Source organism: Rhodoferax sp. (assembly GCF_037143375.1).
Lineage (GTDB): Bacteria > Pseudomonadota > Gammaproteobacteria > Burkholderiales > Burkholderiaceae_C > Rhodoferax.
Genome location: NZ_JBAWYV010000013.1, coordinates 1 through 14,207, shown reverse-complemented (window position 1 = coordinate 14,207; position 14,207 = coordinate 1). Strand labels below are relative to the sequence as shown.

Sequence of the window (14,207 nt, the reverse complement as noted above, 5' to 3'; positions counted from 1 at the left end):
TTTGATTTACTGCGCGTCTTTGGTGCGCTGCACCTTGAGTACTGATGGCGTTCTTCTCAGGTTGCGCATGGCAGTCTCCAACTGGGTGGTGTCACGGACGGCAACCACAAAGCGTAAATCAGTCGCATCTTGCGCTGCTTCATCTTCCATGTCGATGTGCGTAATGTCTGCTTCAGCCGCAGCCAATGCGGCGGCCACGCGAGCCAGGACACCTTTTCCGTTGATGACCGTCACCATCACTTCGGTTTCAAAAGGACGAATGGGCTCGTCGGACCACTCGACGCCTATAAAGCGCTCACTGTCTTTATGTTTGAGTTTTTTAGCCACTGAGCAGTCGTCAGCATGCACGATCAATCCCTCGCCACGGCCCAGGTAACCCAGAATGCCATCACCAGGAATCGGCCGGCAACACGTCGCAAACCGGACTGAGGCGTTTTCACTTCCGTCCAGAATGATGCCGCCTTGGGACACTGTTTCATGCTCGGCAAAGCGTTCACGAGTGAGCAGCAAGGCATCTTGTTTTTCACCGCTATCGGTCAGCATGGTCAGCAGGCGTTTGGCGACGATGCTGGCGATTCGTTTGCCAAGGCCGATGTCAGTGAGTAGTTCTGACTTGGTTTTATTGCCACTAAATCGGAGTAACTTCTCCCAGATCAGTTGATTTTTGCCTTCGTCGTCAGGGAGCTTTTCAATGCCTTCGGCTCTCAGTGCTTGCGCCAGCATCATCTCGCCAAGGCCTTCCGAATCGGCTTGGCCCAGTGTTTTAAGGTGGTGCCGGATTTTTGAGCGTGCCCGAGCTGTTCTGACAAAACTTAACCAGGCCGGGTTGGGTGTCGCCAGCGGAGCCGTGATGATTTCGATGACGTCGCCGTTTTTGAGTTCGGTGCGCAAGGGTGCATGCTCGCCGTTAATCTTCGCACCCAAAGTCTTGTCACCCACATTGCTGTGAATGGCGTAAGCGAAGTCGACGACCGTGGCACCGCGCGGCATGGACATGATTTGGCTCTTTGGCGTAAAGACGTACACCGCATCCGGAAAGAGATCGACCTTGACGTGGTCCCAAAATTCGGCAGCATCACGTGTTTCGTCTTGAATGTCCAGTAGCGACTGAAGCCATTTGGAACTTAGTCGATCCCCGTTTGTGGATTCTGTCGGGTTGTTGACTTTGTAGAGCCAATGCGCAGCTACACCAGATTCGGCGACGATGTGCATGGCTTCAGTGCGAAGTTGAAACTCCACATTGACACCAGAAGGGCCAACCAGGGTGGTGTGAAGAGACTGATAACCATTGAGTTTTCCGATGGCAATATGGTCCTTGAATTTCCCCGGGAGTGGCTTGTAGAGTTGGTGCAAGGTGCCGAGTGCGGTGTAGCAATCAATCACGCTGGGAACAATCACCCGAAAACCGTAGATGTCGGTCACCTCGGCAAAACTCAGGTGTTTTTCGTTCATCTTTGTGTAAATCGAATACAGGGTTTTTTCTCGTCCTGCGATCCTGACTTGCATGCCACTGGCGGTGAAGGCTGCTTCCAGTTCCCGTTGTACTTTTTGAATCAGATCTCGCCTGCGACTGCGTGCTTTGGCCACGGCCTTTGACAAAATGGCGTAGCGCCAAGGCCTGAGATGCGAAAAAGCAAGGTTCTGCAGTTCACGGTAGGTTTGATTGAGTCCCAAACGGTGTGCGATGGGCGCGTAAACCTCTAGCGTTTCAGAGGCAATGCGACCCCATTTTTCGCGCGGCGCATCCGACAAGGTGCGCATATTGTGCGTTCTATCTGCCAACTTAATCAAGATGACTCGCACGTCTCGGGCCATGGCCAAGAGCATTTTTCGAAATGACTCCGCCTGGTTTTCTTCCCGGGTGTTGAAATGCAGTTTGTCGAGTTTCGTCAGCCCATCTACCAGTTCGGCCACCGGGGAGCCAAAACGCTCGATTAGTTCAATTTTGGTGACGCTGCAGTCTTCAAGGGCATCATGCAGCAGTGCTGCCATGAGCGCCTGGGCATCAAGCTTCCATTCGGCACACTGGGCGGCGACGGCAATGGGGTGGGTGATGTAAGGCTCTCCACTGTTGCGCAATTGCCCCAGGTGGGCTTGATCTGCAAACCGGTAAGCTTGCCGAACTTGCTCCAGGTCGGGTTGTGACAGGTAGTCGAGCTTGTTGGTTAAATTGGCAAAGCTGGCGGCTGCCGCATTGGCCGCGGCCAGGGTGGTCGACGCCGCAGTCCCCTTGGTTGCAGGGGTGGAAGACTTGCCAGAAGATGATTGAAGGGTGGTGCTCACCCCTCAAATATAGCGTCGCAGACGCCGCATTGTGGTGCGCCAATAAAAAAGCACCGTAAACGGTGCTTTTGATGTGCTGAGGAGCCGTTACAGAGGCACTTTTTTCAGCATTTCAAGTCCCACTTTGCCCGCAGCGATTTCGCGCAGAGCAGTAACGGCGGGTTTGTTCTTGCTTTCGACCTTGGGGGCGTGTCCTTGGCTGAGCATGCGCGCGCGGTAGGTTGCGGCCAATACCAGCTGGAAGCGATTGGGGATCTGCACAAGGCAGTCTTCTACAGTAATACGGGCCATGGAATTCTCCGATAAACGAGGGAAATGAACTAAGGAATGTTCAGTGCTTTGAAGGTTTCAGCTCTGGCGCGACGTTGCGCGGTGAACTTGAGTCGCTGGGAGTGAACGATCGCCTTAAGGTCAAAGAGCGCTCGGTCAAACAACTCGTTGATTATAACGAAGTCAAATTGATGGACCTGAGCCACCTCGATAGCCGCATTTTTGAGCCGCAATTCAATGACTTCTGGTGAGTCTTCGCCACGGCGTTCAAGCCGGGCGCGCAATTCCTCCCAACTGGGCGGCAAGATGAAAATGCTGATGGCGTTGGCAAAGACTTCCTTGATCTGAAGGGCTCCTTGAAAATCGATTTCAAGAATGACATCGGCACCCTGGGCCATGCGCTCTTCAATGGCTTTTTTGGAGGTGCCGTACCGATGGTTATGAACTGAAGCCCACTCCACAAAAGCATCGGCCTTGACCATGGCATCGAACTCTTGCTCAGACGCGAAAAAATACTCACGCCCATGTTTTTCCTGGCCACGCGGTGCCCGGGTGGTGTGCGAAACGGATGGTTGGACGTGTGAGTCCAGTTCGAGCAAGGCCTTGACCAGGCTGGATTTTCCCGCGCCACTGGGGGCCGCGACAACAAATAAATTTCCGGGGTATTCCATAGGAGACAGCTTTTGAGGGCGAATAACAGGGTCGCGTTATTCTAGGTTCTGCACTTGCTCGCGCATCTGCTCAATCAATACTTTCATGTCGACAGAAATGTGGGTCAATTCCAGAGCAGCAGATTTTGAGCCCATGGTATTGGCTTCGCGGTGCAATTCCTGAATCAGAAAATCAAGTCGTTTGCCGATGTCGCCACCCTTGGTAATCAGCCGCTCAATTTCATCCAAATGTGAATTGATGCGGGTGATTTCCTCTGCGACATCAATGCGAATGGCAAAAGCCGTAGCTTCAGTCAATGCGCGGTCTTGTGCTGCTTCTGGAAGGATGGCTCCGTCCGTCAAGGCCATCGCTTCTTTCCAGCGGTCCAGGAAGCGCTGACGTTGTTGAATGACCAGTTGAGGCACCAAAGGCCCCGCTTGACCCACCAAGCCACGAAGTTGGTTGATGCGGTCCAGCAGCATGGTGGCCAATCTGGCGCCTTCACGCTGTCTGGCCGACAGAAGTTCGGTCAGTGTTTTCTCAGCCAGCGGCAGAATGTCTTCGCTCCAGTCGCGGGCGCTCACGTTGTCGTTGGCGCTAAGTCGGATGACATCTGCCACACTTAAAGGGCTGGCATTGGGCAGCCAGGCTTTAACGTTGTCTTGGACCGCGTTGAGGCGCTGCAGCAGGCGGGGCGATGGTTCGGCGATCGTGCTGTGGCTGCTGGTCTCAATGGCGGCGCGCACCTCAACCTTGCCGCGTTTGAGGCGCGCGATCAGGATTTCACGCAGAGCGGGCTCAAATTGGCGAAGCTCTTCGGGTAGCTTGAACGTCAGGTCGAGAAAACGACTGTTGACTGACCTTATTTCCAGGCCGAGATGGCTGGAGGGGACGGTTTTGGACTCGTTCTCGGTGGAGGAATTGGCTGTGCTGTGCTGTGCACTGGCATAGCCAGTCATGCTGTAAACTGGCATCTAGACTCTTTGATCAATGGAATGTGCCTGAGAATAACCCGGTTCAGGCAGGCCAGATGTGGGTTTAATCAAAAATTATGTCAAAGGCCAAACCCGCTCCCTTACCTCCTGACACCAGAATTGGTGGTTATCGCGTAGTTCGCAAAGTTGCTGCGGGCGGCTTTGGCGTGGTTTATTTGGCCGTGGATTCCGATGGTCAGCAGGTAGCAGTTAAGGAATATTTACCTTCCTCGCTGGCGACGCGTGCACCAGGCGAATTGCTCCCCCAGGTGCAGCCAGAAAAGCTGTCTTTGTACCGTTTGGGCTTGAAAAGCTTTTTTGAAGAAGGGCGTTCTCTTGCCCAGATATCACACCCCTCGGTGGTGAGTGTGATGAATTTCTTTCGGGAAAACGAGACCGTTTACATGGTCATGAATTATCTGGAGGGCGCGTCCCTGCAGGATTTCATCATCACCGCGCGTGATCTCAAACAGGCCAAAGTGTTTCGAGAGTCCACCATCAGGTCGCTATTTGACGAAATACTGCGCGGCCTGCGCATTGTTCATCAGCACAAGATGCTGCATCTGGACATCAAACCGGCCAACATTTTTATTACCGATGACAATAAATCGGTGCTGATTGACTTTGGCGCTGCGCGTGAAGTCTTGAGCAAGGAAGGTAATTTCATCCGTCCCATGTACACCCCCGGCTTTGCGGCGCCCGAGATGTACCGGCGCGATGCTTCCATGGGCCCGTGGACAGACATTTACGCCATTGGCGCCTGCATCTACGCCTGCATGCAGGGGTATCCACCCAATGAGGCGCCGCAACGCCTTGAAAAAGACCGCATCGCCACCGCTTTGTCGCGTCTGCGAGGGGTGTATTCTGACAATCTGATTGAGGTGGTGGAGTGGTGCATGTCGCTTGACCCGCTTTCAAGACCGCAGTCGGTGTTTGCCTTGCAAAAGGAGCTTAGCCGGGAGGGTGAGCGTCGCTACACCCGTTTGAGTGTCAGTGAAAAAGTTCGTCTTCAGTTCGACACCATGGTGTCGGATACCAAAAAGAATGTGCAAAAAGCCACTGGCGTAGGTGGAAAACCTAAATGAAATTCTCAGTTTTTCAGGTTAGTCGCAAAGGCGGTCGTGAGAAAAACGAAGATCGCATGGGGTACTGTTACACCAGCGGATCAGGTATTTTCCTCCTTGCTGACGGTATGGGTGGTCACCCGCAAGGTGAGGTGGCGGCCCAATTGGCGCTGCAAACCATCTCAGCCTTGTTCCAAAAAGAAGCGCATCCCAAACTGGCGGATATATCGGCCTTTTTGACCTCTGCGCTGATGGCGGCCCATCGGCAAATATTGCGGTATTCAATAGAAAAGGGAATGTTGGATACACCACGCACCACCATCGTGGCGGCCGTGGTTCAGGCCGGGACGGTGACCTGGATCCATTGTGGAGACTCCCGGTTTTATCTGGTACGCGAGTGCGAACTGTTGGCGCGCACCCGGGACCACTCTTTTCTGGAACAAAGTCAAGCCGCTGCTGCAGGCGTGAAAGTGCCTGAGCACATCAATCGCAATATTTTGTTTACGTGTCTGGGCTCACCGACCAAACCGGTATTTGATGTGACCGGGCCGGTGGCCTTGCTTCAGGGCGATAAGTTGATGCTTTGCTCGGATGGCCTGTGGGGCAGCCTGAGTGATGAAGATATTACTTACCATTTGGGCCACAAAGTGGTGAGCGAAGCGGTTCCTGATTTGGTTGAAAAAGCGTTGCGCGCGGCCGGTGATGGCAGCGATAACGTCACCTGTATTGCCCTGGAGTGGGAAACTCCGGACGGGTTTGAATCAACCCGGGGCAGTATTTCTACCGACACCATCAGTGATGGTGTTTTTGCGTCCACCGTGCAGGCCGGTTGGCCAGACTCCAGTCTGGAAGATATGGACGATGCCGCCATTGAGCGGTCCATCGCTGAAATAAACGAGGCGATTCGTCGTTCGGCTGCTAAAAAGAGCTGATACCGTCGGGTCGCATTATCCGAGTTAGGCGGCGCCAAAAGCTGCCCTTGATTGATTGAAAACACCATGAGTCATTTTGTTAGAAGCGGCGCGCGCGCTGCAGATCAGTTGCGTCCGGTGCGCATTACCCGCGCCTACACCATGCATGCCGAGGGCTCCGTGTTGATCGAGTTCGGCAACACCAAGGTTTTATGCACGGCCTCGGTCGAAGAAAAGGTGCCAGGCCACAAAAAAGGCAGTGGCGAGGGCTGGGTCACGGCCGAGTACGGCATGCTGCCGCGTGCCACGCACACCCGCAACGACCGTGAGGCGGCGCGTGGCAAGCAAAGCGGGCGCACCCAGGAAATTCAGCGCCTGATTGGCCGCTCAATGCGGGCCGTGTTTGACCTCACCAAACTGGGCGAGCGCACGATTCATCTCGATTGCGATGTGTTGCAGGCCGATGGCGGCACGCGTACCGCTGCCATTACCGGCGCATTTGTAGCGGCGCAGGATGCGGTCACCCATCTGATAGCGCAGGGCAAACTCACTGAGTCGCCCATCCATGGTCATGTGGCGGCGATCTCGGTGGGTATCGTGCAGGGCACGCCTTTGCTCGATTTGGAATACACCGAAGACTCGGCGTGCGACACCGACATGAATGTGGTGATGACCGGGGCAGGCCATTTTGTGGAGGTGCAGGGCACTGCCGAGGGCGTGGCCTTTTCGCGCCTGGAAATGGATGCCTTGCTGGCGTTGGCCGAAAAAGGCATCAGTGATCTGGTGGAACTCCAAAAACAATCGCTACTGAATTAATAGCTGCTAGCGCAGGTAACACGGGGGCTACAGCCTTATTTTATGAAAATTATTCTGGCCTCCAATAACCAAGGCAAGTTGCTTGAACTCCGCGCCATGTTTGCGCCGCTGGGGTTTGAGTTGATCACGCAAGGCGAGTTGGGCATTCCGGAAGCGGCCGAGCCGTTTCATACCTTTGTTGAAAACGCCCTGGCCAAGGCCCGCCATGCCGCCCAACTCAGCGGCTTGCCCGCCGTGGCGGATGATGCTGGCTTGTGTGTTGACGCCTTTGGTGGTTTGCCTGGTGTTGATACCGCTTACTACGCCACCCAGTTTGGCTATGAAAAGGGCGACAGCAACAATGTGCGCGCGCTGCTGGAGCAAATGGCCACTGTCGAAAACCGACGTGCCGCACTCGTTAGTACGCTGGTGGCGGTGCGATCGGCCAACGACCCCGAACCCCTGATTGCCGTTGGCCGTGTGGTGGGCCAGATTACCCGTGAGCCGGTAGGCAGCAACGGGTTCGGCTTTGATCCGGTGATGTTTATTCCCGAATTTGGCCAGACCTTTGCCCAGTTGCCGATTGAGGTCAAAAACGCCAACAGCCACCGCGGTCGCGCGGCCCAGGCCATGGTGGCACTGATGCGTGAGCGCTGGCTCCAAACAACGTAACTTGTCCATGATCCCTATTTCGCCTGTCGAGTCGCTGGAAGCGGCATCAGTCCACCACGACATCCAGCATTACATGCGCCCTGGCATGCTGCAACTCACGGCGCTGCCTCCGTTGTCGTTGTACATCCATCTCCCTTGGTGCCTTAAAAAATGTCCGTATTGCGATTTCAATTCGCATGAAATGCGCGCTGCCGACCTGCCCGAGCAGCGCTATCTGGATGCCTTGATGGCTGACATGGAAGCGGCCCTGCCGCTGATCTGGGGCCGCACGGTGCACAGTATTTTTATTGGCGGTGGCACACCCAGCCTGTTTTCTCCGGAGTCGATTGACCGGTTGCTGGGCGATATCCGCGCCCGGCTCAAACTGGAGGCCGCTTGCGAGATCACGCTGGAGGCCAATCCGGGCACCTTCGAGAAAGACCGCTTCAGGGCGTTTCGGGCGGCTGGTGTCACCCGTTTGTCAATCGGGGTGCAGAGCTTTAACGACGACTACCTGAAGACCCTGGGCCGTGTGCATGACCGGGCGCAGGCGCTGGCAGCGGTCGAAGAGGCAGCGCAGGCGTTCGACACCTTTAATCTGGACATCATGTACGCGCTGCCCGGTCAGTCGATGGCCGATTTGAAACAAGACATGGCCACCGCGCTGGCACTGGCGCCGCCACATATTTCGATTTACCACCTGACGATCGAGCCCAATACCTATTTCGCCAAGTTTCCGCCGGTCATTCCTGAAGAAGACATGGCCTACGACATGCTGGACTTCATCACCGACATGACGGGGCAGGCCGGTTTGAACCGCTATGAAGTTTCTGCCTACGCCAAAGATGCACACCGCTGCTTTCACAACCTCAATTACTGGCAGTTTGGCGACTATTTGGGTCTGGGTGCCGGTGCGCACAGCAAGCTCAGTTTTGCCCACCGGGTGGTTCGTCAGGTGCGGTTTCGTGAACCCCGGCTGTACATGGAAAAAGCCTTGGCAGGCCATTGTTTGGCCCAGGTTGAGGAAGTCTCGCGGGCTGACCTGCCGTTTGAGTTCATGCTGAATGCCCTGCGGTTAAAAGAGGGTTTCAGCTTGCAGCAGTTCTCTGAGCGCACGGGTCTGGCCATCACCGCGATTCAAAAAGGCCTTGCCGAGGCGGAGCGCAAAGGTTTGATTGAGCGCGACTTTGTGAATGTCAAACCCAGCGTGCGCGGATTTGATTTCCTGAACGACTTGCAGTCACTGTTCTTGCCACCGTCGCGCTGATTAATTAGCGCCAAAGGGCGTCATCGCGCTATAGTGCCATTTCAACCATGGAGGGGCGGTGCGATGTTCTCTGTCTACGGCGTTGGCGGTCAATTGTTTCGAGGTTCGCTGGAGCAATTGCGCCAGATTGGAAGCGTGAGTGCCATCGCCCGCGCCAACGCTGTCACCGCGGTGGGTCAAGACGGGCAAGCGGGTTCATTTGCTGCGCCCAGTGACGAGGCGCACCGCAGTGCGTTAGCGGCTTACGCCCAAACCAAAAAAATAGAGTTGCCGCGCCACCCTTTAAGTCTGGTTGGTTCCTTGATGAGTTCTGTGGTGTTCACGATTCCCGACACCTCCACGGTGCTCGAGGCCTGGCAAATTCTCGCCCTGCATGGTGTGGGGCAGGCCCCGGTGGTGAATGCGGAAAAGACCTTGGTGGGCTTGTTGTCGCGCGCTGATTTATTGCGTCCGGACCGATTGCCCAAGCCAGACAGCCATGCACTCGCGTGGCGGGCCTTGTTGGCGCAAAGCGTGCAGGACATCATGTCAACCCCGGTGCCGAGCGTGGCGCCCGATACCGATATTCGCCGGGTGGCACGCGTCTTGTTGGATACCGGCCTGCCCGGTCTTCCTGTGGTCGATGAGCTGGGCCGGGTTACTGGTTTTGTGTCGCGCTCAGATATCCTGCGCGCGGTGGTGACCGATCCGCCGCTTGACCTGTGGGGTTAGGCGCGGCGCTTGGGTGCCGCAGCTGACTCAAAAGGGGGCAGGTCCAATAGATCGGCACGCTCCGTACTTTGGAAATCTGGTTCGGTCTCCCCATCAGGCTTAGCCACAATTTCTTCCCACAGGGCCCATACCGTGTCGCTGTCAGACTCAATGGCCTCGGGCACCGGCAATGGGTCGTGAGCCGAGTAGAGATCGCCTACTTGCGATGGTTTTACTTCAACCGGCTTTTTAGAAACTTCCTTGACCATGACACCCTCATTGAAATTTCAAAATCATTATTGTTGATTGGCAGGTTTAAATTGACATTTATCAATTATGAAGAATTTTAGAACGTTTGGTTCACGGTGGTGCTGGCGGCTGAACTCTTCCAAGTTGGCTGGCGCGGATCAGTCGCCGAACGAAATTCCGAGATCGCGTCCGGTCTGCAAGGTGTCGCAGTCCAACGGAACCCCCTTCATGCGCCCGGCGACGTCCTTCATCGCCACGTAATTGACATTTGGGAACGCCAGCGCCACCATGATGCCGGTTTGTCCCTCGGCCAGCGCCCGCACTGCCGCAGTGCCAAAACGCATGGCCACCAGTCGGTCGAAGGAGGTTGGGCTGCCTCCGCGCAGCAAGTGACCCAGCACCACCACGCGGGTTTCTTTGCCTGTTAGCTCTTGAAGGGATTTGCCAATTTGTTCGCCAATGCCACCCAATCGCTCAGCGTGACCAATCTCAGCCTGCTCCACCACCTCGCGGTGACCATGAAGGGGCTCAGCGCCTTCAGACACCAACACAATGGTGTACGGGTGCCCCCCCACATCGCGGCTGGCAATCATGGCGGCCACTTTGTCCAGATCAAACGGAATCTCGGGAATCAGAATGGCGTGGGCGTTGCCGGCAATGCCGGTGTGCAGCGCAATCCAGCCGGCATACCGCCCCATGACCTCCACCACCATCACGCGCTGATGGCTCTCGGCGGTACTGTGCAGGCGGTCGAGGCATTCAGTTGCAAACGCGACCGCCGTGTCAAAGCCGAAGGTTGTGACCGTTTTGTCCAGGTCGTTGTCAATGGTTTTGGGAACGCTGACCACGCGCAGTCCTTTTTCGTGGAGCGCGTTGGCGATGGTGAGCGAGCCATCGCCACCGATGGAGACAAGCGCATCCAGTTCTTTCAGGGCGAAATATTCAAGGATTTCGTCAGTGCGATCAATCTCTTTGGTGGATCCGTCCGGCATTTTTATCGGGAAATGCAAGGGATTACCTTTGTTGGTGGAGCCCAGAATGGTGCCCCCCAAATGGGCGATGCCCCGAACCCGGTCCAAGGTGAGGCGGAACACCCCGCCTTCTGAATAACGTTCCGGAAAAAGAATACCGTTAAATCCATCCCGTATGCCATAGCATTCCCAGCCCCGGTTGGAGGCCGCGACCACCACGGAGCGAATGACCGCGTTTAAACCCGGAGCGTCGCCGCCTCCGGTGCAGATGGCGATGCGATGGATATTATTTGACAAGGTAGCTCCGAAAGGTAAATTAAAAAGCCGGATGCTGGGCGAAAGCACTATTTTGCATCCACTTGGAACTTGATTACATCAGAGAGGCGTGTTGATATTTGCCGATTCTAGACATACAGGCTTGCAATGTTGATATTGGTCAGTGATGTGATTGAATGCCGATCAGGTGTTTATATTGACATTGCGAAGCGCCTTCGCTCAGGACTGCAATGGCTACAGTTTCTCAGTCTCGCCAGAGCGTGGTTGCCATTTCATCAGACGTTGCTCAACCAAGCCGACCAGGCCGTCGAGTACCAGTGCGAAGAGGGTGAGTACCACAATGCCGGCCATCACGGTATTGATGTCAAAGCTTCCTTCGGCTTGCAAAATCAGGTAGCCAACGCCCTGGCTGGAGCCCAAATACTCTCCCACCACAGCCCCAACAAAGGCCAGGCCCACGGCCGTGTGGAGCGAACTGAACACCCAACTGGTGGCGCTGGGCAGGTAAACATGGCGCAGCAACTGCCGTTGGTCGGCGCCCAGCATGCGCGCATTGGCAAGCACCACGGGGCTGACTTCTTTCACGCCTTGGTAAACATTGAAAAAAACAATGAAGAAAACCAAAGTCACCCCAAGCGCCACTTTTGAGCCCATGCCCAGTCCAAACCAAACAGAAAAAATGGGGGCCAAAATGATGCGCGGCATGGCGTTCATGGCTTTGATGTAGGGCTCCAGAAGGGCCGAAGCCATGGGCGCCAGCGCCAGCCATAAGCCTCCTGCCAGGCCCAAACCTGATCCAATGGCAAAGGCCAGCAGCGTCTCGGCTAGCGTGACGCCCAGATGTTTGTAAATGTCTGCGTCAACGACAAACCACGCCCAGATGCGTGACGCCATTTTGAGCGGTTCACCAAAAAAGAAGGCAGCCTGGGTGTCGTTGTCGAACATCATCGGCGGGATCAACCCTGGCACCGTCATCACATGCCAAAAGACAAACAGCGCCAGCAAAAGGCCAAGCTGCCACAGCCACAGGTTGCCGCTGCGCGGTTTGATCAGATTCCACATGGATTCAGGCCGCTTTCAACTGTTGCTGGTAACCTTTGAGAACTTCTTCACGCAGCACGGCCCAGATGGCCGCGTGCAGTTCTAAAAAGCGGGGCGTGGTTTTGACCTCACTCACATCACGCGGGCGTTCGATATCGATGCAGAAGTCACCGATCGGGTGGCTGGCCGGCCCGGCACTCATCACCACCACGCGATCGCTCATGGCAATGGCTTCGTCCAGATCATGAGTGATGAACAGTACAGCCTTCTTTTTTGACGACCAAATCTCCAGTAACTCGTTTTCCATCAGTTGGCGGGTTTGAATGTCCAGCGCTGAGAACGGTTCGTCCATCAAAATGATGTCGGGATCCAGCACCAGCGTTTGCGCCAAGCTGACACGCTTGCGCATACCGCCGCTCATTTGATGCGGATAACGGTCGCCGAAACCACCCAACCCTACCCGACGCAACCACTCGTCTACTTGAGCGGCGACTTGGGCCTCAGGTACGCCACGAAATTGCAATCCGGCTGATACGTTGCCTGACGCAGTGCGCCAGGGCATCAAACTCTCGGCCTGAAACATGTACCCGGCACGGGCGTTGATGCCGGTCAGTGGCTGACCAAAAACGCTCACGGAGCCTGTGCTGGGGGCGAGCAAGCCCGCGCCCACATTCAGCAGCGTGCTCTTGCCACACCCTGTGGGCCCGACCACGCTGACGAATTCGCCGGCTGCAACGCTCAGATTCACCGACTGCACCGCGGTGTAGCGTTGACCGGGTTGGTCTTTGCTGACAAAGGTGCATGCGACATCGCGCAGTGTCAAGGCCGCCGTCATGTCAACCTTTGGGGTATTTGGCGTTGGCTTTTTTAACAAAATCGTTGGTGTAGATGGCCATCAGGTCCAGTTTGGCGGCAGCGATCTTTTCATCCACACTGGCCAGTGCCCTAAACGCCGTCGGGGCGCCTTGTTCCGGGATCATGCCGTTGGGTGACAGTGCACCTTTGGCGGCCAGGTAGGCATCAATGTAGACCGCACGGTCACCCAACAGATAACCCTCGGGCACGGCCTTTATGATCTCAGCAGCGCCTGCAGTTTGAATCCATTTAAGTGCGCGCACCAAGGCGTTGGTCAGGGCTTGGGTGGTGGCGGGATTTTTGTCGATGAACGACTGTGGTGCGTACAGACAACCAGCGGGCATGGGACCGCCAAATATTTTTTCAGACTCCGCGACTTTGCGGGTGTCGGCCACTATTTTGAGGTCGCCCGAGCGTTGCAACAAAGTGATGACGGGGTCAAGGTTGCTCATTGCATCAATTTGGCCTGAGCGCATGGCGGCCACCGCACCGCTGCCGGTACCAACGCCAATAAAGCTGACATCGCTGGGTTTGAGACCTGCCTTGGCCAGCACAAAATTGGCCATCACATTGGTCGAACTGCCGGGCGCGGAGACGCCAATTTTTTTACCTTTGAGGTCGGCAATACTCTTGAAATTGGGAATAGTTTTGGGGTTGATGCCCAGCACAATTTGGGGTGCCGCGCCTTGCAGTACAAAGGCGCGCATTTTCTGTCCCTTGAACTGCATGTTGATGGTGTGTTCAAACGCCCCGGAGACTACGTCGGCGCTGCCGCCCACCACCGCCTGCAAGGCTTTGGAGCCTCCTGCAAAGTCGACGATGGTCACATCCAGTCCCTCATCCTTGAAGTAACCCAATTGTTCGGCAATCGTAAGTGGCAGGTAGTACAGCAGGTTTTTCCCGCCCACCGAAAGGGTGACTTTGGGCTTTTCAAGCGCTTGTGAGAAGACCCATTCGGGCAAGGTGGCAGCGAACAGGCTACCGGCAATCAGGTGTCGTCTTTGCATGAGTTTGTCTCCAGCTAAGTCAAAGCAGGCATCTGTACGTGCCTGTCTGCTGAGAATCATACAGAGCGTGGCGGCTTGCCTGGAACTTTTAATTGCAACTTGACCGCCAGCCCTGCCCGGTTGCTGTGCTGACTGTTTTTGATGCCGGATATAACGCGGATGGGAAACTATAGACAAGAAAAAACCCTAAGTGAATCAATCACTTAGGGTTGTATCTTGGCGGAAGCGGTGAGATTCGAACTCACGAGCCCT

The 14,207-nt window shown here is 55.5% G+C and carries 15 protein-coding genes; 6 read left to right on the top strand and 9 right to left on the bottom strand.

Annotation, left to right across the window (positions count from 1 at the left end):
- Window positions 1-6: 6 nt before the first annotated feature.
- From WCG50_RS03780 to WCG50_RS03765, 4 genes are all read right to left on the bottom strand, one after another.
- Window positions 7-2,208 carry a bifunctional (p)ppGpp synthetase/guanosine-3',5'-bis(diphosphate) 3'-pyrophosphohydrolase gene (locus WCG50_RS03780; protein ID WP_336898269.1) on the bottom strand — a complete coding sequence of 734 codons (2,202 nt, stop codon included), beginning with the start codon at window positions 2,206-2,208 and terminating at the stop codon, window positions 7-9.
- A gap of 162 nt (window positions 2,209-2,370) precedes the next feature.
- Window positions 2,371-2,574, bottom strand: a complete 204-nt coding sequence (rpoZ, locus tag WCG50_RS03775) for a DNA-directed RNA polymerase subunit omega (protein WP_336898238.1) — start codon at window positions 2,572-2,574, stop codon at window positions 2,371-2,373.
- A 29-nt stretch (window positions 2,575-2,603) separates the two neighbouring features.
- Window positions 2,604-3,224: a guanylate kinase gene (gmk, locus tag WCG50_RS03770; protein ID WP_336898237.1), complete on the bottom strand. Its 621-nt coding sequence runs from the start codon at window positions 3,222-3,224 to the stop codon at window positions 2,604-2,606.
- A gap of 36 nt (window positions 3,225-3,260) precedes the next feature.
- Window positions 3,261-4,178 (bottom strand): YicC/YloC family endoribonuclease, encoded by a 918-nt coding sequence (locus WCG50_RS03765; RefSeq protein WP_336898236.1) that lies wholly within the window; start codon window positions 4,176-4,178, stop codon window positions 3,261-3,263.
- 77 nt (window positions 4,179-4,255) lie between these two features.
- On the opposite strand from WCG50_RS03765, the gene WCG50_RS03760 reads away from it, so the two are divergent.
- The 6 genes from WCG50_RS03760 (at window position 4,256) to WCG50_RS03735 (ending at window position 9,577) form a co-directional block, all read left to right on the top strand.
- Window positions 4,256-5,263, top strand: a complete 1,008-nt coding sequence (locus WCG50_RS03760; protein ID WP_336898235.1) for a serine/threonine-protein kinase — start codon at window positions 4,256-4,258, stop codon at window positions 5,261-5,263.
- On the top strand, window positions 5,260-6,174 hold the full coding sequence (locus WCG50_RS03755) for a protein phosphatase 2C domain-containing protein (RefSeq protein WP_336898234.1): 915 nt from the start codon (window positions 5,260-5,262) through the stop codon (window positions 6,172-6,174). The genes WCG50_RS03760 and WCG50_RS03755 overlap by 4 nt, the downstream gene beginning before the upstream one ends.
- A gap of 66 nt (window positions 6,175-6,240) precedes the next feature.
- On the top strand, window positions 6,241-6,969 hold the full coding sequence (rph, locus tag WCG50_RS03750) for a ribonuclease PH (protein ID WP_336898233.1): 729 nt from the start codon (window positions 6,241-6,243) through the stop codon (window positions 6,967-6,969).
- A gap of 42 nt (window positions 6,970-7,011) precedes the next feature.
- Entirely contained in the window at window positions 7,012-7,620 is a 609-nt protein-coding gene (gene rdgB / locus WCG50_RS03745) for an RdgB/HAM1 family non-canonical purine NTP pyrophosphatase (RefSeq protein WP_336898232.1), read from the top strand.
- Between the two features lie 7 nt (window positions 7,621-7,627).
- Window positions 7,628-8,866: a radical SAM family heme chaperone HemW gene (gene hemW, locus WCG50_RS03740; RefSeq protein WP_336898231.1), complete on the top strand. Its 1,239-nt coding sequence runs from the start codon at window positions 7,628-7,630 to the stop codon at window positions 8,864-8,866.
- A gap of 63 nt (window positions 8,867-8,929) precedes the next feature.
- Window positions 8,930-9,577, top strand: a complete 648-nt coding sequence (locus tag WCG50_RS03735) for a CBS domain-containing protein (RefSeq protein ID WP_336898230.1) — start codon at window positions 8,930-8,932, stop codon at window positions 9,575-9,577.
- Here the strand turns inward: WCG50_RS03735 and WCG50_RS03730 are convergent.
- From WCG50_RS03730 to WCG50_RS03710, 5 genes are all read right to left on the bottom strand, one after another.
- A complete protein-coding gene (locus tag WCG50_RS03730; RefSeq protein ID WP_336898229.1) occupies window positions 9,574-9,825 on the bottom strand; it encodes a hypothetical protein in 252 nt (83 codons plus the stop codon). The genes WCG50_RS03735 and WCG50_RS03730 overlap by 4 nt on opposite strands.
- A 138-nt stretch (window positions 9,826-9,963) precedes the next feature.
- Window positions 9,964-11,073 carry an ATP-dependent 6-phosphofructokinase gene (locus WCG50_RS03725; RefSeq protein ID WP_336898228.1) on the bottom strand — a complete coding sequence of 370 codons (1,110 nt, stop codon included), beginning with the start codon at window positions 11,071-11,073 and terminating at the stop codon, window positions 9,964-9,966.
- Between the two features lie 213 nt (window positions 11,074-11,286).
- Complete coding sequence (locus WCG50_RS03720; RefSeq protein ID WP_336898227.1) at window positions 11,287-12,114, bottom strand: ABC transporter permease; 828 nt, start codon at window positions 12,112-12,114, stop codon at window positions 11,287-11,289.
- A gap of 4 nt (window positions 12,115-12,118) precedes the next feature.
- Window positions 12,119-12,928, bottom strand: coding sequence for an ABC transporter ATP-binding protein (locus tag WCG50_RS03715; RefSeq protein ID WP_336898226.1), 810 nt, complete (start codon window positions 12,926-12,928; stop codon window positions 12,119-12,121).
- Between the two features lies 1 nt (window position 12,929).
- A complete protein-coding gene (locus WCG50_RS03710) occupies window positions 12,930-13,955 on the bottom strand; it encodes an ABC transporter substrate-binding protein (protein WP_336898225.1) in 1,026 nt (341 codons plus the stop codon).
- Window positions 13,956-14,207: the final 252 nt, after the last annotated feature.